Source organism: Streptomyces sp. WZ-12, from assembly GCF_028898845.1.
Lineage (GTDB): Bacteria > Actinomycetota > Actinomycetes > Streptomycetales > Streptomycetaceae > Streptomyces.
The window spans coordinates 8,523,742-8,549,154 of record NZ_CP118574.1; the positions used below are offsets into that span (position 1 = coordinate 8,523,742).

The 25,413-nt window shown below is 70.1% G+C and carries 24 protein-coding genes; 9 read left to right on the top strand and 15 right to left on the bottom strand.

The window, feature by feature from the left end; all coding sequences use genetic code 11:
• The 10 genes from PV796_RS37385 to PV796_RS37430 all read right to left on the bottom strand — a co-directional run bounded on the left by PV796_RS37385 (position 1) and on the right by PV796_RS37430 (position 10,496).
• Positions 1–825 (bottom strand): ABC transporter permease, encoded by an 825-nt coding sequence (locus PV796_RS37385; RefSeq protein ID WP_274918197.1) that lies wholly within the window; start codon positions 823–825, stop codon positions 1–3.
• On the bottom strand, positions 806–2,398 hold the full coding sequence (locus PV796_RS37390) for a hypothetical protein (protein ID WP_274918198.1): 1,593 nt from the start codon (positions 2,396–2,398) through the stop codon (positions 806–808). Before PV796_RS37390 ends, PV796_RS37385 begins: the two co-directional genes overlap by 20 nt.
• Positions 2,379–2,972, bottom strand: coding sequence for an adenylate kinase (locus tag PV796_RS37395; RefSeq protein ID WP_274918199.1), 594 nt, complete (start codon positions 2,970–2,972; stop codon positions 2,379–2,381). Before PV796_RS37395 ends, PV796_RS37390 begins: the two co-directional genes overlap by 20 nt.
• Before the next feature lies 1 nt (position 2,973).
• Positions 2,974–3,639 carry a 2OG-Fe(II) oxygenase gene (locus tag PV796_RS37400; protein WP_274918200.1) on the bottom strand — a complete coding sequence of 222 codons (666 nt, stop codon included), beginning with the start codon at positions 3,637–3,639 and terminating at the stop codon, positions 2,974–2,976.
• A gap of 1 nt (position 3,640) precedes the next feature.
• Positions 3,641–4,759, bottom strand: coding sequence for an aminotransferase class I/II-fold pyridoxal phosphate-dependent enzyme (locus tag PV796_RS37405; RefSeq protein WP_274918201.1), 1,119 nt, complete (start codon positions 4,757–4,759; stop codon positions 3,641–3,643).
• On the bottom strand, positions 4,756–6,117 hold the full coding sequence (locus PV796_RS37410) for a B12-binding domain-containing radical SAM protein (RefSeq protein WP_274918202.1): 1,362 nt from the start codon (positions 6,115–6,117) through the stop codon (positions 4,756–4,758). Before PV796_RS37410 ends, PV796_RS37405 begins: the two co-directional genes overlap by 4 nt.
• Before the next feature lie 5 nt (positions 6,118–6,122).
• Positions 6,123–7,331, bottom strand: a complete 1,209-nt coding sequence (locus tag PV796_RS37415) for a DegT/DnrJ/EryC1/StrS family aminotransferase (RefSeq protein WP_274918203.1) — start codon at positions 7,329–7,331, stop codon at positions 6,123–6,125.
• A gap of 34 nt (positions 7,332–7,365) precedes the next feature.
• Complete coding sequence (locus tag PV796_RS37420; RefSeq protein WP_274918204.1) at positions 7,366–8,211, bottom strand: DUF6071 family protein; 846 nt, start codon at positions 8,209–8,211, stop codon at positions 7,366–7,368.
• A 51-nt stretch (positions 8,212–8,262) separates the two neighbouring features.
• Positions 8,263–9,717, bottom strand: a complete 1,455-nt coding sequence (locus tag PV796_RS37425) for a carbamoyltransferase family protein (protein ID WP_274918205.1) — start codon at positions 9,715–9,717, stop codon at positions 8,263–8,265.
• A gap of 248 nt (positions 9,718–9,965) precedes the next feature.
• On the bottom strand, positions 9,966–10,496 hold the full coding sequence (locus tag PV796_RS37430; RefSeq protein WP_274918206.1) for a GrpB family protein: 531 nt from the start codon (positions 10,494–10,496) through the stop codon (positions 9,966–9,968).
• Between the two features lie 242 nt (positions 10,497–10,738).
• Here PV796_RS37430 and PV796_RS37435 point away from each other — a divergent pair, with 242 nt between their 5' ends.
• Positions 10,739–11,836, top strand: coding sequence for an FAD-dependent oxidoreductase (locus tag PV796_RS37435; protein ID WP_274918207.1), 1,098 nt, complete (start codon positions 10,739–10,741; stop codon positions 11,834–11,836).
• 396 nt (positions 11,837–12,232) lie between these two features.
• On the top strand, positions 12,233–12,955 hold the full coding sequence (locus PV796_RS37440; RefSeq protein ID WP_274918208.1) for a class I SAM-dependent methyltransferase: 723 nt from the start codon (positions 12,233–12,235) through the stop codon (positions 12,953–12,955).
• A 10-nt stretch (positions 12,956–12,965) separates the two neighbouring features.
• On the opposite strand, the gene PV796_RS37445 is transcribed toward PV796_RS37440, so the two are convergent.
• Positions 12,966–13,616 carry a LysE family translocator gene (locus tag PV796_RS37445; protein ID WP_274918209.1) on the bottom strand — a complete coding sequence of 217 codons (651 nt, stop codon included), beginning with the start codon at positions 13,614–13,616 and terminating at the stop codon, positions 12,966–12,968.
• 737 nt (positions 13,617–14,353) lie between these two features.
• Between PV796_RS37445 and PV796_RS37450 the strand changes: the two genes are divergently transcribed.
• Positions 14,354–15,934, top strand: coding sequence for a class I adenylate-forming enzyme family protein (locus tag PV796_RS37450; protein WP_274918210.1), 1,581 nt, complete (start codon positions 14,354–14,356; stop codon positions 15,932–15,934).
• 193 nt (positions 15,935–16,127) lie between these two features.
• Here PV796_RS37450 and PV796_RS37455 read toward each other — a convergent pair whose 3' ends face one another.
• Positions 16,128–16,868: a glucose 1-dehydrogenase gene (locus PV796_RS37455; protein ID WP_274919372.1), complete on the bottom strand. Its 741-nt coding sequence runs from the start codon at positions 16,866–16,868 to the stop codon at positions 16,128–16,130.
• Positions 16,869–16,974: 106 nt separating this feature from the next.
• On the opposite strand from PV796_RS37455, the gene PV796_RS37460 reads away from it, so the two are divergent.
• Together PV796_RS37460 and PV796_RS37465 are read left to right on the top strand one after the other, a co-directional pair.
• Complete coding sequence (locus PV796_RS37460) at positions 16,975–17,544, top strand: TetR/AcrR family transcriptional regulator (RefSeq protein WP_274918211.1); 570 nt, start codon at positions 16,975–16,977, stop codon at positions 17,542–17,544.
• A 220-nt stretch (positions 17,545–17,764) separates the two neighbouring features.
• Positions 17,765–18,073 (top strand): hypothetical protein, encoded by a 309-nt coding sequence (locus PV796_RS37465; protein WP_274918212.1) that lies wholly within the window; start codon positions 17,765–17,767, stop codon positions 18,071–18,073.
• Positions 18,074–18,208: 135 nt separating this feature from the next.
• Here the strand turns inward: PV796_RS37465 and PV796_RS37470 are convergent, their stop codons facing one another.
• Positions 18,209–18,865 carry a TetR/AcrR family transcriptional regulator gene (locus PV796_RS37470; protein ID WP_274918213.1) on the bottom strand — a complete coding sequence of 219 codons (657 nt, stop codon included), beginning with the start codon at positions 18,863–18,865 and terminating at the stop codon, positions 18,209–18,211.
• A gap of 103 nt (positions 18,866–18,968) precedes the next feature.
• On the opposite strand from PV796_RS37470, the gene PV796_RS37475 reads away from it, so the two are divergent.
• Positions 18,969–19,826, top strand: coding sequence for an SDR family oxidoreductase (locus PV796_RS37475; RefSeq protein ID WP_274918214.1), 858 nt, complete (start codon positions 18,969–18,971; stop codon positions 19,824–19,826).
• A 393-nt stretch (positions 19,827–20,219) separates the two neighbouring features.
• On the top strand, positions 20,220–20,915 hold the full coding sequence (locus PV796_RS37480; RefSeq protein ID WP_446750653.1) for a L,D-transpeptidase family protein: 696 nt from the start codon (positions 20,220–20,222) through the stop codon (positions 20,913–20,915).
• Positions 20,916–21,089: 174 nt separating this feature from the next.
• Here PV796_RS37480 and PV796_RS37485 read toward each other — a convergent pair whose 3' ends face one another.
• Positions 21,090–21,854 (bottom strand): NAD(P)-binding domain-containing protein, encoded by a 765-nt coding sequence (locus PV796_RS37485; RefSeq protein WP_274918215.1) that lies wholly within the window; start codon positions 21,852–21,854, stop codon positions 21,090–21,092.
• 254 nt (positions 21,855–22,108) lie between these two features.
• Here PV796_RS37485 and PV796_RS37490 point away from each other — a divergent pair, with 254 nt between their 5' ends.
• On the top strand, positions 22,109–22,795 hold the full coding sequence (locus PV796_RS37490) for an isochorismatase family cysteine hydrolase (RefSeq protein WP_274918216.1): 687 nt from the start codon (positions 22,109–22,111) through the stop codon (positions 22,793–22,795).
• Between the two features lie 44 nt (positions 22,796–22,839).
• Here PV796_RS37490 and PV796_RS37495 read toward each other — a convergent pair whose 3' ends face one another.
• Complete coding sequence (locus PV796_RS37495; RefSeq protein ID WP_274918217.1) at positions 22,840–23,841, bottom strand: GlxA family transcriptional regulator; 1,002 nt, start codon at positions 23,839–23,841, stop codon at positions 22,840–22,842.
• A gap of 71 nt (positions 23,842–23,912) precedes the next feature.
• Here PV796_RS37495 and PV796_RS37500 point away from each other — a divergent pair, with 71 nt between their 5' ends.
• Positions 23,913–24,836, top strand: coding sequence for an alpha/beta hydrolase (locus PV796_RS37500; protein ID WP_274918218.1), 924 nt, complete (start codon positions 23,913–23,915; stop codon positions 24,834–24,836).
• The last annotated feature ends 577 nt before the right edge of the window (positions 24,837–25,413 follow it).

The window sequence follows — 25,413 nt, forward strand, 5'->3', positions numbered from 1 at the left end:
TCAGCCTCCCTGGATCACGACGTGCCGACGGGCGACGGCGAGCAGCCACCGCCCGGCCGCCAGGAGGAGCAGCGCCCACAGCGCCTGCCGGGCCAGCGCCGCGACGGCCCCCAGACCCGTCACGTGTCCGGTGAAGACATCCACCGGCACCTGGACGATCGAGGGGAAGGGGGTGGCCGCCGCCACTGCTTGCAGCCAGTGGGGGAAGAAGCCGGTCGGCAGGACGAAACCGGAGAGCAGATTCACCAGGATGACCGCGATCAGCGCCACCCCGCGGTAGTCCAACAGCCAGAACGAGGACAGGCTGTAGAGGAAGCGGAACAGCGTGCTCACCACGACCGCGAGCCAGATGCTGGCGAGGAACGCCAGCCAACCCAGCACACCCGGCGGCCCGGTGAGCCCGTAGAACACCCAGCCGACCAGCATCGGCGGCACGCCGCGATACAGCAGGTGGTACCAGGCCCGCCCCAAGTCGGCCGCCAAGTACGCCGACTGCAGGTGCACCGGCCGGACCAGGTCGGCCACGATCTGACCACTCCGCACGCGGGTGGCCAGTTCGGCGTCGCCGTAGATCCGGACGACGGTCATCAGGCCCTGGACCAGCCACACATAGGTGAGGGCCTGGGCGACGTGGTAGCCACCGATCTCCCGAGGATCGGCGTAGATACCACGCATGATCGCGGAACGGAGCACGCCGAACAGCACGGTGGTGGCCAGGCCGAGCAGCGATGCCTTGGCGTAGGTGGCGTAGCGCCGGTATCCGTAGCGGGCCAGTTCGGCGTGGGCGCGCAGGTGCGCGGCGGGGCTAGCCGTGCGTGCGCTCATACGCCTTGACGGTGGCCCGCCGGAAGTACTGATGGATCTCGTTCCGCGTCGCCCGGCCCGCGAGTATCGCCTCAAGTGCCTCGCCGAAGGTGCGGCGGCGTCCGTGCAGCGCCATGTCCTCGGCGGGGTCCAGGAGTTGTCCCGCCTGTGCGGCGAATTCCGCGTTGCCGCACAGCCAGTGCTCGATCGGCTTGTGCTCGTTGGTGGTGGGAACGGCGATGCGGCTGCGGGCGAGGGGCGGTTGTCTGCGCTCCAAGAGGGTGTCGTAGAAACGGTTGTCGACGCGCCAGGCGTTGGGCAGGTCCAGCGCGGACTCGAAGACGTCGATGTCCTCGAACACCGAGTAGTGGGGGATCGTCCCGAGGGTGTGGAACAGCCCGCACTGTTTGACGGACATGCTCATGCTCTGGAAGTTGAAGCCGCGCCTGCGTTGGACCCCCGAACCGCCCAGGCCGGCCAGCTCCTGGGTGATGTCCGCGACGATCCCCTCGGCGGCCGCGCCGGCCTCCTCCTTGGCGAGCTCGCGGAACAGGTCGGCGGCGATCCCGCGGTCGTCCTGCGGACCGTCCTCGGGCTGGTGCCCCTTGTCGCTGAAGAGGTGGTCGCCGAGCCTGCCGGACAGCAGCGCGCGGGAGCCCGCGACGAGCGCGTCCCGCCCCGGCAGGTACTTGCACCATTCCAGGTCCGCCATCGGCTGGTGGCGCAGCGAAGCGGCGAAGTACCGGGGGAGTTCGCGGTTGCGGCCGGGGAAGCCGAGCGGGGTGCCGAGGGCCCGGGCGACCTGGTCGGCCGCCCGCCCCGCGCTGCTGTGCCGCTCGCCGAAGAAGTAGCCGGTCAGCTCCATGCCGGCGGTGACGCAGGCGGCGCCGGTCACGCGTGAGTCGTGCCCGCCGCTGATGCCCAGCAGAGCGGGTCCGCCCTGCGGTGCGCATGCCTCGATCCGCCGGCCGGCCCGCTCGATCAGCCGCCAGCACCGGTCCAGGGCCTCGTCCATGTCCCGTGCCGCCGGCTCGAAGCGATAGCGCCAGCTACGCGCCCGGCGCACCGTTCCGGCATCGAGGGCCAGCAGGGTGCCCGGGGGCTGCCGACGGACCCCGCGGGCGAAGGTCCGGCCGTTCACCGTGGCGCCGAGGACCCGGAAGGCGTCCGCCGCCCGCCCGTCCAAGCGCCGGGCGGACGCGGGTAGTTGAGGCAGCAACGCGGCGAAGGCGTTGCTGACGGCGAAACCGCGCACCGTCCGGTCCGAACCCTCGACCCAGGAGTACAGATCCGCGACGCCCAGATGGTCGTTGAAGGCCAGCAACCGGGTCCCGCTCGGCCGCGCGCACAGGTACGCGCCGGCGTATCTGCCCTTCACCGCTGCCCAGTCGGCCGCGGTGCTCGCGCCGGCCGTGCTCCGCAACATCCGCAGCAGCCGCTCGGGGGTCATGCCACCGTCGGGGTAGAGCACTCCCTCGAAGAGGAGGAGATCGTGTCCGGGGCGGCCGAGCACCGTCACCCGGTCGTCCCGCACCACGCGCAGCCCCGGCAGGCCCTGCGCGTCAGCCGACCCGTCAGCGGCCACCAAGAACATCGCCGCCCCTCCCGCCATCCCGGTCACCACGGCCGCCCAACTCCGCCCCGTGTCCGGGGCCCGCTCCCCGGACCCCGGACAGGTACGCCGCGACCTGAGCCGGTGTGCGCAGCCGCACCACGGTGCCGTCGAAACGGGCCAGCATCCGCCGCTCCTGTTCTCGGCGGGTGCGGAAGTCAAGCAGCACCTTCACCACCGGGTGCCGACGGCTCAGCACACCCCGCCACGATTCGCGGTTGCCCGCCCACAACGCCTCCCGCCTCACCAGCCGCCGCACGGTACGGCGCAGCACCCGGCCGAGCACCACGCCCCGGCTCAACTCCAGCCAGATCGCGGTGTCCGCCCGGGACCACAGCCCCGGCAGCACCTCCGGATAGGCGGTCGAGTCGACGACCCAGCCGTCCGTCGCGGTGCGCGCGACCACGTCGTCCGCGAAGGAGGCCCGCACGCCCCACCGGGGGCCGTGCCGCAGCGCGTCGAGTTCGACATGGCGCAGGCCCAACTGCCGCGCGAGGGTTCGGGCCAGGGTCGACTTGCCCACGCCGCAGATGCCGACGATCAGGATGTTCCGCATCTCACCTCTGCCCCGGGCCCGCGGCCGCGTCGGCGGGCCGGGCGAAGTGCACCAGCAGCGTCTTCCTGTCGTGCGGGCCCGCGCCGGTGACCGGCGGTACCGCGTGCCAGGCACGCTCGGTGCGGACCATCAGCACCGAGGTCCCGGCGAGGGGGAACACCTCCTGGCTCCAGTCGTCGATGTCGGCGGAGCGCAGCACGCGCAGCGCGCCGGACCACCGGGGTTGCCACTCCGCGTTGAGGTAGAACAGATGGGTGACGACCTTGTCGGGGCGGTCGACGTGGGGTTCGATCCAGCAGCGGTCCGCGTAGCGGACCAGCCGGATGTCCAGCACGGTGCCGGTGAGGTCGGCCCCCGTCGCGGCGCTGACGGCGGTGCGGTAGGCGGTGGCCGTGAGGTCGTCGAGGAGCAGTTTCCAACGCGGGGAGAGCCTGCCGATGTTGTGCCGGTCCGGTTCCCCGAACCTGACGAGTTGGTAGTTGTACGTCCGGTAGCGCTTGCGGCCGGGTTCGGCGGTGTCCCGGACGTCGTAGTGGAAGCCCTCGGTGGGGAACTCCGCGACCAGGGCGTCCTGGTGGTCGGCGAAGCTGTCGTGCAGCACGGCGTGCGGGTAGGGATCCGTCGACAGCGGCGCGGAGCCGATGGCCGCGAGGTTGAGCAGGGTCATCTCAACTCCCCGTCGGGGTCGCGAGGTTGGTGAGGGTGTCCGTCACCCGCCGGACGGCGGCGAGGCTCGGCGTGGCGATGCGCAGCCCTCCGGAGAATCCGGGCTCCGCGTTCAGCAGTCTGGTCCGGATACCGTCCGCCAGCAGCGCCGCGCACACCCGTGCGGCGTCGTCGGGTTCGGCGTCGAAGGCCACGAAGTTCGCCTGAGTGGGACGGGCCGACCAGCCCGGGAGGGTCTCCTCGACGCCGCGAGCCAGTGCCGCCCTCGCCGTCCGCACTTCGGCGCGCGCGGTGTGGAAGACCGCGGGTTCGGCCAGGGCGTGTTCCAGCAGTGCCAGACTCGCGTGGGACAGCATGCCGTCGGGCGCCCATCGGGCCAGGTAGTCGATGACCGACGGCTGGGCCAGTACCGCGCCGAGCCGGGCGCCGGCGAGCCCGTGACTCTTGGAGAAGCTGTTGATCCGCAGGACGTTGTCCCAGGTCTGCAGCCCTTGGAGGGTGCTCTCCTCGTCGTCGGCGTAGGCCAGGTAACAGGTGTCGATCACCACGACGCTGCCGTGGCGGTGGGCCGCCGCTACCGCCTGGGTGAGCTGGGCGCGGGTGTAGAGCTGGCCGGTGATGCTGTCGGGCTGGGTGATCACCAGTACCGACGGCGGCCCGGACAGCAGCCGGTCGATCAGCGAGGTGACGGCCATCGGAGCCCGGTGCGGCATGTCGACGCCGTCGAGACGAAAGCCGAAGCGGGTGGCGCACCGGCTCCAACTGTCGAAGTGTGGGCGGGCGATGACCAGGCGGCCGGCCGGCGCGGCGAGTGCCTCGCAGACCAGCTGGATGGCGTGGTCGGAACCGGGGGTGAGCAGTACGCGTGCCGGATCCTGTCCGAAGTGGGCGGCGACGGCGTCGCGGTAGGGGTCGGTCAGGGGGTACTCGACGGCGGTGGCGGAGGAGAGCTCGCCGAGTCGGTCGGCGTGCCACTGCGCCACCGCGGGATGCAGCAGCTCACAGCTCTTGAGATTGAGCTGGCCGGCCACGTGGTTCCGGCTGCGGGGAGCGAGGTCCCACACACCGGCCGCGGTCGGGAACCAGTCCCGTAGGGAGCGTTCCGGGATGCGCGCCGTCATGATCGGGAACTCGCCGCCGAGTCGGTGCCGCGCCGCTCCCTGACCTGTTCGCCGACACGGGTCAGGTGGCGTTCGCGACCGAAGACGATGTCGTAGGCCCGTTGTCGCTCGGCCGGATCGGGGAAGACGCCGTCGGGCAGGATCTGCCGGTTGTGCAGCGAGAGGGCGTCCACGGACATCCCGGGGTGCAGCAGTTCGTGCGGGCTGTACATGGTGGGCCGCACCCGCCCGCCGACGGCCCGGACCCGGTCAACGGCCGCCTCCGCGTCGGCGACGCTGGTGCCCGGCAGCCCGACGATGACGAAGCAGTTCAACTCGACGCCGGCGCGCGCGCACCAGGTGGCGAGCGCCTCGACGGCGTCCTCGCTCTTGCGTTTCAGCCGCGGCAGGGCGGCGTGCCCGGATTCCGCCAGGGTCTCCACGCCCACGCTGATCCGCACGCACCCGCTGCGGCCCATCAGGGCCACCAACTCCTCGTCGAGGTGGTGCACCGTGGTCGCGCACTTCCACGGGTACCGGGCGCCCCGTTCCACCAGTTGCTCGCACAGCCGCACCGTCCAGGCCCGGTTGAGGGTGAACGTGGGCGCGTAGAAGGCGACGTACTCGAAGGGGAGCTCGGCGAAGGACCGCTCGATGTACTCCACCACGTGCTCCACCGAAGCGCGCCGATCCGGTTTGCCGAAGACCGCGGGAACCTCGCAGTAGTCGCAGCCGACCGGACATCCCCGGGCGGCCGGGACCACCAGCTCCCGACGGCCCGGGATGCCACAGAACTTGTTCTGGTCGTCCCGGTACAGCCAGTCGTAGGCGTGGTACGGGATCTCCGAGACCTCGGGCATCACCCAGTCCGCCGCGGACAGCGCGCCGCCGGGCGCGGCCGGCGCGGCCCAGTCACCGTCCGTGCGGAGCCAGACCCCGGGCAGGGTGCCGGCCGCCGCCCGGTCTTCGGCCACGGCGCGGACGAAGGCCGCCACCCCCGGCTCGTAGTCGCCCGAGCCGACGATCGCGTCCAGGTCGAAGCGGGTGAAGATCTCCGGCTGCATACCGCTGAGCCGTCCGAACGTCACCAGCCGTGCCTGTGGCGCCAGTTGCCTGGCATAGGTGAGGAAGCGGGTCAGCCCGTCGACACCGTCCAGGTCGTTGGTGATCGCCACCACGTCGTAGCCGCCCTGGTGGAGGAGGTCCCCGACCTCCTTCCAGGTGCGGGATTCGACGGAGGCGTCGAGGGTGTCCACCCGCTCGACTTCCGGCAGTCGACGGAGGTAACTGGCCACGCTGTAGATCAGGTTGTGGTGACCGGCGTTGAAGTAGCTGAGGACCTGGGGTGGCCAGATCACGAGAACGCGCAGAGCAGGCATGGCCGTCAGTTCCTCGCTGTCGCGGTCGGTCGGTGATGGTGGGCTGGCACGGTGCCTTCCGTCGGGTCGGTGCTTGCGAGGGCGCGTCCACCGACGGTCCGCAGGGCCGCCCGCACGGCTTGCGCCACCGTGTCGATGTCCTCGTCGGTGAGGCCGGGGAACAGGGGAAGGGACAGGCACTGCCGGGCCAGTGCCTCGGTCTCCGACAGCCCCTCCGGCGCGGTCCGGAAGGCATGAAACGGCGTCAGGTCGTGCACCGCCCGCGGGTAGTGGACGCGTGTGTCGATGCCGTGCCGCGCCAACTCGGCCCGCAGGGCGTCGCGTTCGGGGTGACGGACGACATACAGGTGGTAGGCGTGGCCGGCTTCCGCGGATCCTGCCGGAAGCGCGAGGCCGGTGTCTGCCAGGAGCCGCCGGTAGCCGTCCGCGGTCCGCTGCCGCGAGGCGGTCCACTCGTCGAGGTGCGGCAGTTTGGCCCCGAGCACGGCGGCCTGGAGGGTGTCCATCCGCCAGTTGTGGCCGACGGTCACCACCTCGCCGTCCTGACGGCCGTGGTCGCGCAGGGCCCGGGCGCGCCGGGCGATGTCCCCGTCGTCGGTGACCAGCGCTCCCGCGTCGCCGATGGCGCCGAGGTTCTTGGACGGGTAGAAGCTGAAACAGCTCACGTCCGCGTACTGCGCAGCCGGCCTGCCCGCCCAGGTGGCCCCGTGCGCGTGGGAGGCGTCGGCGATGACCGGGATGCCGTACTCGGCGCCGATCGCGGCCAGTTCCGACGGGTCGGCCGGGTGGCCGTAGAGGTGGACGGGGACGATGGCCCGGGTCCGTGCCGAGATCGCCGCTCTCACCTGGTCCGGCCGGATGGTCCGGGTAGCCGGGTCGATGTCCGCGAACACCGGTGAGGCACCGGTGTGCACGATCGCGGCCGCCGTGGCGACGAAGGTGGCCGAGACGGTCACGACCTCGTCCCCGGGGCCGCAGCCGACGGCGGCCAGGGCGCACTGGAGAGCGCTGGTGCCCGAGGACGTGCCGACGCAGTGGGCGGCGCCGTTGTGGGCCGCGAACTGCCGCTCGAAGGCGTCGACGGCGCGGCCGTGGATGAAGTCCCCTGCGGTGACGACCTCTTCGACGGCGGCGCGCAGGGTGTCGGTGAGGGCGGTCCGTCCCAGGTCGTTGAAGGGGACCCGGGTGCTGGGGGGCGGGTCGGGTGGCGTCAAGGGTGGCTCCTCCGGTCGCGTGCTCTGCCCGGGATCAGGGGTAGATGTAGGGGTCGGACCGGTCGGAGTGCCGGGCGCGCGAGCGGGTGCGACGGGATCGCACGAATCTCCCGATCCGCTCGGTGCCCTTCCTGTCGTGGCGTCTGAGGGCCTGGGCCCCTCCCAGCACGGGCAGGCCGGCGTCGGTGAGCCGTGCGGGGTCGACGCTCTCGAACCCGTCGGGGTCGAGATGAGCGGCCAGCGACATCGCCCAGAGTCGATGGCCGGTCTCGTTGGGGTGCTGGATGTTGACCGTGTTCGGCCGCCGACGCAGGAATGCGGCCATGGTCGGTTCGGCCGGTTCGTGAGGGACGAAGGGCGCGCCCGTGAGGGCTTCTTGGACGCACGTACCGCGCAGGTGCCGGGGGGTCTCGGGGGCGACGATGCCGTTGAAGAACACGTGCGCGATGCCGCGTTGCTCCAAGAAGGCATGCAGCGAGGCGACTTGAGTGGCGTAGCGCTGTTCAGCCTCGTCCGGGCAGACCGCCGTCTTCCGGTACGCCGACACGAGCCGGTCCAACGCCCTGATGTCGTAGGCGTGGTGGGGCACGATCTGCCGGTAGTCGCCCGCGACGTGGAACTCGCGCCGGGCGGGGTGCGTCCACCCCACGACGACGAGCAGCGCCCGCGGTGGCAGCCCCGCTTTCAGCCAGCGTGCGACGAAGTCGATCGACGTGCGCACGATACGGTCGTTGGACCCGCTGGGCATCGCGTCGTTGTAGCTGCCGTCGGCATCGAGCAGGGCGTGCAGCCGCCCCGGCCAGCTGTAGCGCCAGCGGTAGCCGTGGTCCCGGCACACCTTCGTGACCGGGTGGTCGGCGAGTTCCGATCCGTAGGTCATGGAGCAGCCATTGGCATAGACGTACACCGTCCCACCGCCCTCCCGCACGCGTCAGAAAACCGGAACCTGGTACTGCCTGGCGAAGTCCTGGGCGTCCTGCCAGGTGTTGACCAGAGGCTGGCCGCGGATGTTGAGGCTGGTATTGAGCAGCATCGGGCAGCCGGTGCGCTCGTGGAAGCGCGAAATCACCTCGTGGAGCAGGGGGTTCTGATCGCGGCGCAGGGTCTGGACCCGGCTGGTCCCGTCCACGTGGCACACCGCCGGGTAGGCGTCGGGGTCCCGGCACGCCACCACGTACTGCATGTACGGGGCCTCGTCCACGGGCATCTCGAAGAGCTTGTCGGCGTACTCGGCCAGGATCACGGGGGCGAACGGCCGGTAGCGTTGCCGTTTTTTGATCGCATTGACCCGGTCCTTGGTGGCCGGGTCCCGCGGGTCCGCGAGCAGGCTGCGGTTGCCCAGGGCTCTCGGGCCGTACTCCGCACGCCCGTTGGCCAGCCCGACGACCGATCCGCTCAGCAGGGCATCGACGACCTGGGCCGGTTCGGTCCGGCGCCGGATGTCGTGCCCGAGGTAGGGCCCCTCCCACGGGAGGAACTGACGGGTGTGGGCGGCCAGCGCTCCCAGTGCTGAGCCGGCGTCCCCGGGATTGGGCGGGATCCAGATGTCGTCGAACAACCCCATGGCCGCGAGCCGTCCGTTGAAGAGGCAGTTCAGGGCGACACCGCCCGTGTAGACGAGGTTGGGCGACGGAACGGTCCGGGCCACCCAGCGGAACAGACCGGTGAGGAAGTCCTCCAGTACGGCCTGGGCGCTGCTCGCCAGGTCCGGTGCGTGGGTGAGTTCGGGGTGCCAGCGCGGACCGAGGCCCCGGTGCAGGCTCTGCCGCAGCGCGAAGTGCGGCGGTTTCCCATCGGCGAGCAGCTCGGTTTCGAGGAGCGCACGATGGCGGGGAGTTCCGTAGCCCGCCATCCCCATGAGGATGTACTCCTCCTCGTTCGGCTTGAGTCCGGCGCGCTGGGTGACGGCCGAGTAGAACAGTCCCAGGCTGTGCGGATAGCGGACGGAGTGCACTTTCCTCAGACGGCGGTTCCGGGCGTGCCAGACGGTCAGGGTGTCCCATTCCCCGATGGCATCGACGACGACCACCGCGGCGTCGGTGAACGGCGAGGTGAAATAGGCGCCAGCGGCATGCGACTTATGGTGGGAGACGAAATGCACGGGCTTCCCGCGTAACGCAGGAAACCGCTCGATATAGCGCTTGGGGCCCATCGCCAAGGCCGCGGACCAGTTTCCCGCCCGCGCCTGGCGCAGCCGTTTCAGTAAAGGGTGTTCGTAGTAGACGATGCCCTCGATATCGTCGGCATACCGCAGGGCGTCGTCCAGGAGCGCGCCGTTCAGTAAAGGGTCGTTCTTCTTCCGGCTGTACCTCTCACTGTGCGACGCGAAGACGATCCGACCGCCCCTGAGGACGGCCAGACCCGCATCGTGTGCGAGACAACTCACGCCAACCAGGGCCACCCGCAACTCCCCTCGGTGGAGGTCTGCCTCTGGTGCTCCTTCACCGAACCCATGTACTGGCCATTGAGCGTTACACGGGTGTGGTTTGAGTCAACGTAGGCGCTGCCAGTGGATCAGCACAAGCGACTTTCAGCCATCGGCGAACCGCGGATCGGCGGACCGCTTGCGTGCGGCCCGGCGAGTGTTCGCCGGGGTTCAAGAGCGACCCGGAGGGCACCCCCGGGGCGGCGCCGTCAGCCCTGACCGGCCGATCGGCGGGCCTCCGCCCGCACTTGGGCGAGGGCGTCCTCAATGAACGCCGACTTGCCCACGGTGTACGCGGACCGGTCGTCGCGGTGCCGGGACGCCAACTCCCGCTTGAGCTCGCCATAGCGCCGCGCGCTTTCCGGACGCGCGCGCAGGAAGTCGCGGAACGCCAGATGCCGGGCGAGCTCCGGGCTGTCGGCGGCACACACGTACAAGTGGTGCGCCGGCGCCCCCTCCGGTGCGGCAAAAGCCTCCCGGCCGGGAATGCCCAAGTCCCCCTCATGCACATACCCCAAGGGCCGCAAGGCCGCGATGGCCTCGGCCGGATCCGCCCCCGCGGGGATGACCGCGTCCATGTCCACGACGGGTTTGGCCGGCAGACCGGGAACCGCCGTGCTCCCGACATGCTCGATATGCAGGACCAGCGGACCCAGCCCCTCGCGAATGACGACGGCCAACCGTCCGAAAATCACCGGCCACTGAGGGTCGTACTCGACGATCTGCACCGGCTGGGACATACGGAAACCTTCCTCGACGGTGTCGTCGACTCACTCCGCAGCGAATTCCGCTTCCCTGCAAAGCCCTTGCGTCAATTGACTCTCTGTAGTCTACTCCTCCGGAGTCGGCCACCGCCCCGTCCTCGTCGGCCCGCCCGCGCCGATTCCCCGGAAAAACGGCGGACATCGTTTCCGGGGAACGCTCCCGGGCAGAAATACCCCCTGTTGCCGCGCAGACCGCTTCACGAAGGATTCGGAGGAGCATGGTGCAGGCAGAACGCATCGCGGTGGTGGGCGGCGGGATATTCGGTGCGACCACGGCGGTGGAGTTGGCCCGCACGGGATATTCCGTGGTGCTCTTCGAGCAGTCCCACACGTTGTTGTCGGCGGCGAGCAGCGCCAACCAGCGCCGGCTGCACCGCGGTTACCACTACCCACGGGGGATGGACACCGTCGCCGCGGTGATGCGGGCGTTCGGCGCCTTCAAGACCGAGTACGGTGCCGCCATCCACAACAGGTCCGCACACTACGTGGCCATCGCCAAGCGGAACAGCCTGGTGACGGCGGAGCGCTACCTCGCCTTCTGCGACCGCGTCGGCCTGCCGTACCGCGAGGAGTACCCGCCGTTCCTCCGCAGGCGCTCGGTCGAACTGTCGGTGCGCATCGCGGAGGCCCACATCGACATCAACGAACTGCGCCGACTGTGCTCGGCCAGACTGGCCGCCGCGGGCGTCGAGGTACGGTTGCGGACCCGGGCGGACCGGCGCACGCTGCGGGAGTTCGACCAGGTGGTGCTGGCCACCTACTCCTCGATCAACGCCCTGCACCCCGGGCCCGTTTCCGCCCTGCCGGAGTACCAGTTCGAGGTCTGCGAGAAGCCACTGGTCGCGCTCCCGCCCATGTACCTCGGCCACAGCCTGGTCATCATGGACGGCCCCTTCATGTGCCTGGACCAGGTCGCCGGCACCCGCCGCTTCCTGCTGGGCAACGTCGACCACGCCATCCACGCGACGACGGTCGGACCGTACCCGCTCATACCCGGCCCGCTCATGCAGTACGTGAACGCGGGACTGGTCCGCCGGCCCCAGGTGACCCGCTTTCCCGACTTCCAACGCTTCGCCCGCCGCTACGTGACCGGCTTCGCCGAAGCGGGCCACCTGGGCTCGTACTTCACGGTACGGGCTGTCCTGCCCCACGTGGAGACCACCGACGACCGCCCGACGCTGGTGCGACGCCTCGACGACCGCACCGTCGCACTGTTCGGCGGAAAGATCGCCACCTGCGTGGCCTCCGCCCGCCAAGTGGCCGGCCTGCTGCGCGAGGGCGGCTGGCAGCCGCTCGCCGTGTCCGGCGAATCGTGAGACGGCACCGGGCTCGATGCGGCCACCATCACCGTCGAGAGCATGAGCCTGGCTCCGCCCGAACTGGACTGGTGGTACACGCCGTTCACCGCCCGGGTGCACTGGTGCGCCCGGACCGAACCCGGTCATGAGGCCGGCCCCTCCAACGACTCCATGCGCCCCTTCGACGGAGAGCAGGGGAGCAGGGGGCTGGGGCGACCTGCCCGGCTACCGACCGCACCACGGCCGCGTCACCGCCGTCCAGGCTCGCTGTCCGGATGCGCAGTGCGGCCCCCTTGTTGCGGTGCCCGTCTGCATGCCACGGTACGCAGCGCGCCCCCAGGGCAGCACGCCTTCGGCGCCGGGTTCCCCCGCACGGGATCCACCAACAAGCGCTCCAAACAAGGAGGTTGGGCCGTGGAGCCTCGGGCCAGGTCCTTTGACGAATTCGCCGAAGAGTTCGAGCTTCTGCACGATCTGACCGGGGACCCTGTCGGTGACTGGCTGGCCCAGCACCTGCCCGCACACGGCGGACGGGCTCTGGACCTCGGGTGCGGGACGGGACGCCACGCCGTACTGCTCGCGGAGCGCTTCGCACAGGTTGACGCACTCGACATCTCCCCTGCCATGGTCCGGATCGCCGCCGCCTCCCGGCCCCGCCACAACATCCGCTACCTCGTCGGCGACCTCGGCACACTGCCGGAATCCCCGGCCTACGACCTCGTCCTGAGCGTGTCGACGCTGCACCACGTTGACGACCTCCCCACCACGCTCACCCGCATTCGAGACCTGGTCGCGCCGGGCGGCCTTGCGCTGCTCCACGACGGCCTCTGCGAGGGTCGACCGCCCGCACGCCCCCGGCTGTATGCGAAAGAGGTGCGGCGCCTGCTCGCGGGGGTGGCCCGCAGCCCGCACAACACCGCCAGGGCCTGGACCGTGTTCCGGCTGCGGACCGGTGCGTGGCTGGCGCACCGGGCCGGTGACCGCTTCCTGACACGGGAGGCGTTCAGGCGCGTCCACGGCACGGTCTTCGACGGCGCCCGATTCGAGGAGGCGCCCAACGGCTATGCGATGTTCTGGCGCCGCCCCCGTGTGGGGGCCGGACCAACCGACCCTGCCCTGCCGATGGACGTGAGCTGAGGCGCAGCCGTCAGCGCAGGGCAACCACCGATCCCGTTCGTTCGGTGGCGATCTTGACCGCGAAGCCCGCCAGCGCGGTGCCCATCGCATAGCGGTGCAGGCGCTGCCAGAGCGGGTGTCGGGCGAAGAACCCGGCGACGGAGCCGGCCGTCACGATGAAGAACGCGTTGCCTGCGACCCCCACCGCGATCTGGGTCAGCCCCAACAGCAGTCCCTGCAGGCCGACATGACCGCGTGCCGGGTCGACGAACTGCGGCAGCAGTGAGATGTAGAGGACGGCCACCTTGGGATTGAGTACGCAGGTGAGGAAGCCCATCAGGAAGAGCTTGCGGGGCCCGTCCTGCGTCAACTCCTGGGTCGCGACGGAGGATCGGCCGCTCGGTCGGACGGCCTTCCAGGCCAGCCAGAGCAGATAGCCCGCGCCGCCCAGCTTGATCGCCAGGTAAATTTCCGGCACCAACGCGAAGACGGTGGCGATACCGGCGGACACCGCGATGAGGTAGACCAGGAAGCCGAGGAAGACCCCGGCCAGCGAGGTCAGCCCCGCCCGGCGGCCTTGGGCGATCGAGCGGGAGACCAGGTAGATCATGTTCGGCCCCGGGATCAACACCATGCCGAGTTCCACCACCGCGATCCCCGCTATTGCTTCGAGCCCGATCACCACACAACCTCCGTACGCGCGTTCGCCTGGGCGCAACCTAGCAGTCCACGGCCAGGTGCGGCGCACCGTGCCGATCCGAGACAAGACGCCCGTCACCTTGGCGCGTTGACTACACCAACAGGCCCGATTCCCAGGCGGATGGGAGACGGCCCACTGATCGCATCGGCTGCCTGTCCACGACTCCCACCCCCCCGCCCGGCCGGAGTCGGGTCAACCCGAGGTGGGGCGGTGGAAGGTCACACCAGCGAGGGCCGTCGATCGGCCGCCCACTCGTACCATCCCGGCCACCCGGAAGGCGGGCTGGCGATCTGACGGCCTTCGGGTTCCGCTGCGCGGTGCTCCCGGCCAACCACCGAGCCCTCGTGGGCCTTCCAGCCCCTGGCAGGCCGACGATCAGGAACAACACGGCCATACCCGGAGCCTTTGTGGAATTCGAGGCGAAAGCAACCGCGTGCGACGTTTCGACCTGGGCGTCGACCCGTCGGTATCCGTGCAAGGGCCCGCCCGCTGGAACCACACCGCGGCGAGCGGTTCCTTGCCGTGCTGACGGGCATTCAGTGCGCCCTCTCCAGAGCTCAGTTGGCCCACGGATGTCGATCCTCCAGCAAGGCGGGGCATGGTACTCCGCCGGCCGAAGACCGAAGGGGCGGCCCCCGCGCGGCCGCGGCCTCTGAGTGGCATGTTTGGATGTATTAGTGATTGTTAATGCACAGGAGACATCCGAGTCGCGGACCTACGTGGACCGCATTCTGGATCACTGGTACAAGGACGAGGACGCCGAGGCGCTCGTCCAGGGGGCACAGCGGCTGACCAGGGGGGAAGCTCGGCGTCGGCTGTTCAGGTTGGGGCATGCGCTGCGCGGGCAGGGGCTCGCCCCCGGCGACGGAGTGGGACTGTTCCTGGCCAACCGCGTGGACTCCGTCCTGGTGCAGCTCGCCGTCCATCTCATCGGCGCTCGCGTCGTGTTCCTGCCGCCCGAGCCGGGGCCCGGCGAGCTCGCTGCGCTCGTCGAGCAGTCCCGGGCGCGCGCCGTGGTCACCGACCCGCTCTTCGCGGAACGGGCCGCCGACGCGGCCGGCCGCAGCATCCACGCCCCCGAACTGCTCAGCCTCGGGCCCTGCGAGCAGGAGTGCACGGACCTGCTGGCCCTCGCGGCCGGGTGCCCGGACGTGCGCCCCGAGGGCGTGCCCGCCCCGGGGGCGGACGAAGCCGTCACCGTCCTCTACACCGGCGGAACCCTGGGCCGCCCCAAGCTCGCCTCGCACAGCCACCGGCTCTACAACATGCTGGTGGACCTGGTGGACGACGCCCAACAGGAGTCCGGCTCCACGTTCTTCCCGAACATGGACCAGGGCACGGACAGGGTGCTCGCTTCCACGCTGCTCACGCACGGCAGCGGCCACCTCACCTCGCTCCAGGCCCTGGTGACGGGCTCCGCCCTCGTCGTGCTGCCCGAGTTCGAGGCGGACGCGGCGTTGACGGTACTGCGCGAGGAGCGCATCACCGCCACCATGTTCGTACCGCCCATGCTGTACGCGGTCCTCGACCACCCGGAGTGCAAGCCGGGTGTCCTGCCCGCGCTGCGGCGGATCGTCGTCGGCGGCGCTGCCACGTCACCCAGCCGACTGCAGCAGGCAGTTGAGGTGTTCGGGCCCGTGGTCAGCCAGGGCTACGGACAGTCGGAGTCGCTCGGAATCACCGCGTTCGGTGCGGAGGACCTCGCCTCGGAGGGAGCCCGGCGCCCCGAGCTCTGGCGTAGCTGTGGTCGCGCGATCTCCGACGTCAAGATCGAGATCCGCGCCGAGGACAGCACGGAGGCGCTGCCCGCCAGGCAGGTCGGCGAGGTGTGCGTCCACGGCGAGCCGGTGATGCTCGGCTACTTCGAGGACCCGGAGCGGACCGCGGCGGCGCTGCAGGACGGCTGGCTGCGCACGGGCGACATGGGGTACCTGGACGCCGAGGGGTACCTCTACCTCGTCGACCGGGCCAAGGACATCATCGTCACCGGCAGCACCAGCGACAACGTCTACTCCCGGGTCCTGGAGGACTTCCTGCTCACGCTGCCCGGCGTGCGCAACGCGGCGGCGCTGGGCGTGCCGGACGAGGAGTACGGGGAGGCCGTACAGATCTTCCTGGCCACGGCCGAGGGCGTCGACGTCGACCCGGAGGCGGTCGCCGCGGCGGTGACCGCCGAGTTGGGAGAGCTGTACACGCCCCGGAAGACGGTGCTGCTGGAGCAGCTCCCGACGACCAAGGTCGGCAAGGTGGACAAGAAGGCGCTGCGCGCGCGCCACGTTGACAGCCCGGCGGCGCCGTAGGCCCCGTTGTTGTGAAGCACCCCGGCTGATACGGGGTCAAGTGCGCCGCGAAGAAGGGGTCTTCGCGGCGCACTCCGGCCTTTCGGCCCTCCCTCCGCGACAGGACGGAAGGCCGAGGCCGCTGTCATCCGGGCGCTCTGCCGGGAGGGCGCAGGGGTGTGTCGACTACGCGCTCAGCCACGGGTGTTGGGCGTCAGAGCTGAGTGCCACCGCCGTCCACGGCGAGTTCGGTGCCGGTGGTGTAGGTGGCGTCGAACGCGAGAAAAAGCGCTGCCCTGGTCACTTCGGACGGCGCTCCCAGTCGCAGCATGGGGATCTGCGCGACAAGCGCCTCCGTTTCCTCGGCTGACTGCGGTGGCATTGACTCGTCGGCGATCCCGGTGTCGATCGGACCGGGGCTGACCGCGTTGACACGGATCTTTCGCGGGAGAAGTTCGCGGGCCAGGCTGCGGGTCATCGAGCGTAGTGCCGCCTTGCTCGCCGCGTACGCGCTGAGCATCGGCAGGCCCAGCACGTTGACGGCCGAGGTCGTGAGCACCACTCCGCTGCCCTCCGCCAGCAGCGGAGCGAGTTTCTGCACGGTGAAGTAAGGCCCCTTGGCGTTGATGGTCAGCAGTTGGTCGTACAGCTCCTCACTCGTTGCATCGAACGGTGCGGAGCCGGTGACACCGGCATTGGCGAACAGGGCGTCGACCGTGCCGAATTCGGCCTTTACCCGGTCAGCCAGCGCATCGATGTGAGGCAGCGACGCCGCGTCGCTGCGGACCGCGATCGCGTTCTCGCCGAGTTGGTCACGGGCGGCACGCAGCTTGTCCTGGTCGCGCCCGGTGATCAGCACGCGCGCACCTTCGTCCGCGAGTGCCCGGGCAGTGGCCAGGCCCAAGCCGCTGCTGCCTCCTGTGATGACGACCTTCTTGCCCTCGTACCTGCCCATGTCGAACATCTCCTGTCTGTGGAAGAAGCGTGATGTAGACGGAGTGACGGGACTTGGTCCCATCACTGCACCTGAGTGACGGTACCAAGTCCCGTAAGCTGACTCCATGGCCCGATGGCAACCCCACGCATCCGAGCGACTGCTCGTCGCCGCCCTTGAGTTGTTCGAGGAACGTGGCTACGAGAACACGACGGTCGTCGAGATCACGGAGCGCGCCGGACTGACGAAGAGCACCTTCTTCCGGCACTTCCCGGACAAGCGAGAAGTGCTCTTCGGCGGGGGCGCGATGACCGGACTACTCGTCGACGGGATTGGCGCGGCACCAGCCGGGGCCAGCCCCCTCGAAGCAGTAGCGCATGCGCTGGACGCGATCGGCAGGGAAGCCTTCACCTCCGATCGCCGGGAATTCAGCGCCCGGAGGTCGGCAGTGATCGCCGCCAACCCGGAACTGCGTGAACGCGAGGCGCTGAAGGAACTCGGCCTCATCGCATCGATGATCGACGCGCTCAAGCGCCGCGGCGTTCCCGACGTGACCGCTCGCGTGGCCGCCGAACTGGGCTCGCTCGCCTGGAAGATCGCCTACGAGCGCTGGAGGGACACGACCAACCGCGACGACTTCGCGGAACTCGCGCGGCGGACACTCACCGAAGTGCAAGCGGCCAGCGCCTTGTGCTGACGGCAGGTTCCCGGCGCAGACCCGATCCCGCTGCCCGCATCCGCGGGGCCCGCGGCCAAGTCAGGGCGAAGGGGCGCTCCTCGCCACGCCGGCGGTGCTCAGCGCACCCCGGCCGCGAACGTCGTCCTGGCCACGGTCACCACGCCAACCGTTTAGTGATCGTTTATTGGGGCTCGGCAGGATGTGAAGTGTCGAGAAGGATCCTTCGCAGGGGAACGGTATGGCCAAGCTGTATTTGGAGAAGCTCAAGTGCGTCACCACTGAGGGCTGGAGCGGCTCCGATGAGCCGAGGCTGGTTGTCCAGGATCGCGGCACCGTGTGGAACGGAACGGTGCTGGGAGACCGGATGTTCACCGTCAAGTACGACTGCGACTTCACGGGGAGGATCGGCGTCTCACTCGGGGAGGCCGGCGCCTCGGGTGGGCACGGCGAGGTCGGGGAGCAGTGGATTACGGATACGCCTGGTGAGCGCAGTCTGCGCTTCAGGGCGGATGGGGCTGAGTACCGACTGTGGTACGCGGTGGAGTAGGTAAGGGCTCAACGGACGGGGGACTGCTGGCCGTTGGGGTGCCGGGGGGAATGGGTCGCCCCGTTCAGGGGGGCGGGTGCTCCGCGCTGTCCGGCCGCCCGTCCTGCCGGCCGACGGCGTCCGCTTGGCGCCCGCTTACGCCTGGCGATCCGAGGCGGCACCGGACAGGAGCAGGGCCACCAGCCGTGTGAGGCGGGGGGAGAAGTCGGTTGCCACGTGCGCGAATTCCGGGTCCTCGGCATAGAGGAGGGCGAGGTTCTCCGGAGGGTTGGAGGTCTGCCACTGGGCTGCCGCCATCGCCGTCGTGCCCGCGACGACATCGACCGCCCGCTCCCTGCCCAGTTCGGGCAGGGCGACGGTCAGGGCGCGGGCGAGGCGGTCGACCGCTTCGAGGGTGGTGAGCTTGAAGTCGCGGACCTGCTGCCGGGTCACGCCGCGTTCGAGGTTGAGCTGTGCGTGGGCGAGCAGGTCGCAGAACAGGGGCCGCGCGGCGAGGGTGCCGGCGAGTGCGGCAGCGACGTCCCCGGATGGCGCGGGCTCGATGAGGACCTCGCCGACCGTGGCGGCCCAGTCCTGCCAGCCCTCGGCGGTCAGTTGGAGGAAGACCGCCTCGCGGGACTCGAAGTAGCGCAGGACGGCCGACTTGTGGACCCCCGCCTCGGCGGCGATGTCGGTGAGGGTGACCGGGCGGACCCCGTCCCGCCGGGCCAGAGTCGCCGCCGCTTCCAGGATGTCGTGCCGACGCTGCTCCTTGTGCTCTGGTCGGCGGGCGCGCTGGAACGGGGTCGACATGGGAACAGCTTAACGCAACACCGTTGCGTTGCACTTGCCCAATTAACGCACCAGTGTTTCACTAAGTCATGGGGGCTGCTCACCTCACGAAAGGGGTTCTCCCATGTCAGCGAAGACCGTCGTCATCACCGGCACCGCCAGCGGATTCGGGTACCTGGCCGTGCGCCACTTCGCCGCGGCGGGTTGGAACGTCGTCGCCACCGTCCGCAAGGACGCGGACCTGGGCGCGCACGCCGACCTGGACAACGTCAGCACGCTCCTGCTGGACGTCGACGACGAGGAGGCCGACCTCGCGTTCGGCGAACGCGCGCTGTCCCGGTTCGGCCGCCTGGACGCCCTGATCAACAACGCCGGCTACTTCCAGTCCGGCCCGCTCGAAGCCACCACGATGGACCAGGTCCACCGACAGTTCCAGACCAACGTCTTCGGCCTCACCGCACTGAACAAGGCGTTCATCCCGGTCTTCCGCAAGCAGCGGTCCGGCGTGATCGTCAACGTCAGCTCGATCAGCGCCGACGCCGGCTACCCCTACACCTCCGTCTACCAGGCATCCAAGGCCGCCGTCGCCTCGCTGACCGAGGGCCTGCACGCGGAACTCGCCGAGTTCGGCGTCCAGGTCAAGGCCCTGCACCCCGGCAGCCACGAGACCAAGATCTTCAGCAAGGTCGACCAGGCCCAGAATGCTCCGGAGGACTACACCGCCTCCTGGAACGCCTTCAACACCCAGTACCTCGTCCGGTCCGACCCCGCACTCACCGTCGACGTCATGTACCGGATGGTCACCGACGGCGACACCAAGAAAGTCCACTACTACAGCGGCCCCGACGGCGAAGCGATCCCGCGGGTCAAGCAACTGCTCGGCCAGGACTGGTACCTGGAGGAGATCACCGCCCGCAACCGCGGCCAGGCCAGCCCGCTTTGGAACGCCCTCATGCCCACCCCGCACAACACGACCGCGTGATCACCACGAGGGCCCCGAGCAACACGTCCCGGATGCCCCCGCCTGCGCATCAACCGCTGGTGCCGGTTCCCGACGACATGACGAACACCCTCATCGGTGCGAGGACTCGGGCGGTGATCGGCGGGACCCGGCTTGGCGGGAGAGTCAACCGCGGTGGGCCGCGGGTCGGACCGTCGTCGTGGCGGACGGCTGCCATCGCGTGGCCCGCGCCCAGTTCGCCGGGCCGCCGCCATACCCCGGTGTGTGTCGCCTCATGGCTGCGATATCGGACCTCTTTCTCGCCACTCAGTCTGGCGCGCCCCAAGAAGTCCGCTGCGATGCCTACGCTCCGGTGCTTTTCCGCCGCCGCCCGGTACCTTCTGAGCAACTGTCCCTCTCCCTCCGGGGGTTGCCGTGGCCGTCGTACCTGCCGGTGTCACTCTCGCTGCTGTCCTGCTCGTCCTGACCCCGGACGGCGGCGGTCCGCCGCTGCCGGACCGGCTCGCCGACACCGGCGGCGGCAGTCAGCTCATCACCGCCCTCGCACCCCGCGCCGATGCCACGACGGGGACGTTGACCTGGTGGGACCGGCGGGGCGGCACATGGGTCGTGGCCGGCAGCGCGCCCGCCCGGTTCGGGGCGAAGGGCCTCGTCGAGGGGGACAAGCGCAGACAGAGCACCGACACCACTCCCACCGGTCTCTACGACCTCCCCTACGGCTTCGGGATCAAGGCCGCGCCGAGCGGGACCTCCGTGCCGTACCGCCGCGTGAACCGGAACTCCTGGTGGTGCGAGGACAGCCGTTCGCGCGCCTACAACCGCTGGGCGGAGCCGCTGCCCGCCGACTGCCGCGCCACCGAGTCCGAACACCTCGCCGACTACCGCACCCAGTACGCGCACGCGCTCGTCATCGGCTTCAACTACACCAAGCCGGTACGCGACCGGGGTGCGGGCATCTTTCTCCACGTCAACGGGCGGGCGGCGACGGCCGGTTGTGTGTCCGCACCCGCGGACGCCGTGCGCCGGATCCTGGCCTGGGTCAACCCCCGCCAGCGGCCACACATCGCGATCGGGACCGTCTCCGGACCCACCGCGATCACCCGTTACTAGACGAGTCGATCGGCCTCCTGCCCGGAGGGAGTCAGTCGAACGACGTCCTCGTCGACCCACCGCAACCATGGTGCCGGCAGGGCGTCACGCACTCCGACGACCGGCATTGAACGGGCGGTGAACCACTTCCGTCGACTTGCGGGTGGCTTCGGGCGCGGAGGCGCGAGCCGGGGGCTACCGCAGATCGGCGAGGAGGCCGTCGAGGGCCTTCTTGAGGGCTTCGGAGTTGGCCTGGGTGAACCAGGTGGTGCGGATGCGTTCGTTGTTTCCGTTCGGGGTCTCGTGGTCGGCGGCGAGTCGGGACAGGGAACGGGTCTCGTCGCTGAGGCTGCGACCGACACCCTGGAAGAGGCTGCGGACGTAGCGGTCGGCATCATCGGCGGCGATGCCCCGGTCGGCGGCCCACGAGGTGAGCGTGGCGAGGTAGGTGTAATGGGTGGTCAATGTCCCCGTCAGCGCGGAGAAGACGTCGAAGGCGGCCTCGTCGGCGACGGGGAGCGCTCCGCCCAACTCCTCGAAGAGGGCGTCCACTTCCGGGTGCGACGGATGCACCACCGTGACGGAGCGGCGCTCGCGTATGGCGGGCAGCGGGATGGCCCGTACCAGCGGCGCGTCGGTGGCGAGTGTCTGGCGCAGGTCGTCGTTTGCGACGCCGGCCATCACGTTCACCACGATCTTGTCGTGGCCCACCCGCAAGCCGGCCAGCGCATCCTGCCGGTCCTGGCGGCGGACGGCGATGATCACCAGCTCGGAGCGGTCCAGCACCTCCTGGTTGTCGGCGCACACCCGCACGCCCTCGTAACGTTCGGAGAGTTCGGCGGCCGTGCGGGCGCCCCGGGGTGAGAGGAAGATCTCCGGTGCTGCGTCGCCCCCGTGCCGCAGGCCCATCACGATGGCCCGACCGATCTCGCCCACTCCGATGATGCCGATGCGCTTCACGGTGCCTGCCTCCATGGTGCGTTGCGCGGTGGATGGCCGTCGACTCCGATCATCGCCCACGGAGCCGAACGGAGTCGATGCCCCGTCGGCCGCGGTCTCCTCCACGGGAGTGCGCCCGACCGCGACCCCTGGCACGTGGCAAGGAGGGAGCCGTTGCCGGGCCCGCAATCGCCGACGAGCCCGGCGAGGTCGGCCTGACTGCCGGTGTGGGAGGGCATGTTTCCCGGTGACCGGCCGGCCGATGGAGGGGATGCATGCGGACCGATTCCAAGATCCACGACTGGCGGATCGACCCCCGGGAGTACGCGCGGCAGGAGGCGCGGCGCGGCAGTCGGCACGCGTACGGGAGCGTGGACCCGGTACGCACCGCGCTGATCGTGGTCGACATGGTGCCGTTCTTCGCCGAGGCGAATCCGTATGTCCGGGGCATCGTGCCCAACATCGGTCGCCTCGCGGAGGCGCTGCGCACAGCGGGAGCCCTGATCGCCTGGGTGCTGCCGGCGAATGAGGCTCCCCTCGGGAGGGCGAGCGGCGAGTTCTACGGTCCCGCAGTCAGTGAGAAGTTCGCGGCGACGGCAGGCGAGGGGCCACTGCGCTCGCGCCTGTGGCACGCCCTCGACACCCGGCCGGATGACCTGATGGTGGAGAAGACCGCCTACAGCGCCTTCTTCCCCGGCCGTTCGCCGCTACCGGGACTGCTGGCCGAGCGCGCTGTCGACACCGTCCTCATCACGGGCGCCCTCACGAACGTCTGCTGCGAGTCCTCGGCCCGCGACGCGGCCACCATGGGCCTGCGCGTGCTGATGGTCGCCGACGCGAACGCGGCCCGACGCGACCAGGAACACAACGCCGCGCTGCACACGATCTACCGGTCGTTCGGCGACGTACGGTCCACTGACGACGTGCTGGACCTGATCGGGCGACGCCCCAACTGCCCCTGAGGGAACGGGAGTGCAGCTCATCAGCTCACCTGGGCATGCCCGCCCTACTGCTCTGAGGACGGTGTGGCGCGGGCTCGGGTGCGGTATCCGCGTCGGTAGGTGGAGGGGGTGGTGTGAAGTGCAGCCGCCATGCGTTTGCGGAGGTTGGTGCCGGTGCCGAAGCCGGCTCGGCGGGCCACCTCGTCGACGGGGAGTTCGGTTGCTTCCAGTAGATGCCGGGCGTGGTCAAGCCGGGCCTGGTTCAGCCAACCCACCGGCGACAGGCCGGTTTCCTGTCGGAAGCGGCGGGTGAACGTCCGCACGCTCATGTGGGTCTCGGCGGCCAACTCGGCCAGCGTATGGGTCCGGTCGAGTCGGGCCAGCATCCGGGCCCTGGCCCTCGCCGTCGACGTGTCGGCGTCCTCGGCTACCGGTCGGTCGACGAACTGTGCCTGTCCGCCGTCGCGCATCGCGGCGACGACGTTGAGGCGGGCCACCCGGTTCGCCACGGCGCTGCCGTGATCGTCGCGGACCAGGTGCAGGCAGAGGTCGATCGCGGCCGCGCCACCGGCCGAGGTGAGCACGCCGGCGTCCTCGACGAAGAGCGCGCCGGCGTCGAGGTTCACCCGGGGAAAGCGTTGCCGGAACAGGTCGGCATAGGCCCAGTGTGTCGTGGCCCGCCGCCCCTCCAGGAGCCCGGCGGCCGCGAGGACGAATGACCCGGTGCACAACGACACGATGCGGGCCCGCTGCGCAGCGTCGCGCAGCGCCGCGGCCGTGCGCGGCTCAAGCCGGCCCGCATCGCGCAGGCCGGGTGCGTGCGAACCCGCGACAACCACGGTGTCCGCCGCCACCAGCTCTTCGAGGTCCCCCTGCGGCGCGATTCCGTACCCGGCCGTCGTCGGCGCGATCCGGCCGTCGGGGGTCACGGTCCGCAGGTCGTACGCCGATACGCCGGTGACCACCTCGACGCCGGAGAGGATCTGCGCCGGGATGCTCAGATCGAACGGGACCACCGGCGGTACGGCGAGCACGACGACCCGGTGTGCGGTGCGAATTTCGACCATGGCCCGATTGTTGCATAACGCGCCCCACGGGCCACTTCTCGATCGGCCTGCCAGTCACCACAGTTGAACCCATGACAACTCCCGCAATTGATCCCGAGATCCAAGCGACCCTGGACGCGACCGACGACCCCTTCCTGCACGACCCCGACTCGATCTTCGCCACCACCGAATGGTTCCCGGCGTTGCGTACCGTCGTGGACGTCCCGCGTGACGACCGGGTCGCAGTCCAAGACCACTTCACCCAAGGGGGGTTGAGGCTGCGCGTCTACCGCACGGCCAACGCCGGCTTGCAGCCGCTGATTTTGATGCTGCACTCCGGAGGCTTCGTGCACGGCCGGCCGGAGACGGAGGAGGCACGCGCACTGCGCTATGCCACGGACGTCGGCGCCGTCGTGGTGTCGGTGGACTACCGACATGCTCCCGAACACCCCTATCCGGCCGCCGTCGAGGACGCCTACGCCGGCCTGCTCTGGGCCGTCGAACACGCCGCCGAGCTCGGTGCCGACCCGCAGCGACTGGCCGTGGCCGGCTGCAGCGCCGGCGGGGCGCTGGCCGCGGCGACCGCGCTGCGCGCCCGAGACACCGCCGGACCCGCCATCCGCTTCCAACTGCTGATCTACGCGGGGCTCGACGACCGCCTGAACACCCCCTCGGCACGCGATTTCACCGACATCCCCGTACTGACCCGCTTTGCCGTCGAACGCATCTGGGAGTACTACGGCCCCGACGGCGCGCCTGACGGATACGCCGCCCCGGCCCGCGCCGCTGATCTCACCGGACTGCCGCCGGCCCTGGTGATGGTCGCGGAGGTGGACCCGATGCGCGACGAGAACATCGCCTATGCCGCCCGACTCAGCGCCGCCGGGGTCAACACCGAACTCGTCCAAGTACCGGGTGCCGTACACGGCTTTGACCTGATGTTCGCCCACACCACGATCGGCGAGCGCGGCCTGGCCACCCAGGTACGAGCACTCCGCGAGGCCCTGCATGCCTGAGAAGCAAGGGCCCGTACGGGCATGACGACACCGTGCGGACGGCTCCACGGCCGCCCGCAACGGATTCGCGCACGTTCAGCCACGTGATCGTTCTGGCCTCCCGATACCCCGTGGAAGGCACCGGCTGAAGCCGTATGCCGTACGGGGCGAGGGCCGGCGCAGTACGGGCAGTCCTGATCCGCCGGGTGTTGTGACGGCGTGAAGGTGGTGCCGTAGGGGCGATCCGTGGAAGTGGCGGCCCCTAATCCTCGTACCTCTCAAGGTAGTTCATCGAAATCATCTCTTTGACAGGTGACGCAATCGTGTGAGCGTCATCGTCGTGCCGCAAGCTCGCGATGACCTCGCATCCCGAGGGGCGGCCGGGAGCCCGTTTCCTGTTCCTGCTGGGCGCGGTCCTGCTGATCCGAGGTTGGCGGGGCGTCTCGCCGTAGCCCCGGCGGCCATCTGCCGGCCGGGGCTACGACGTCGACGCGCACCGCACCCTGTCGACCCGTACCTCTATACGCCTCCGCCGACTGCGAACCTCATTCCGAAGTGATCGGTTATCCGGAGAGCATCGGACCCCACGCGGCCGCTG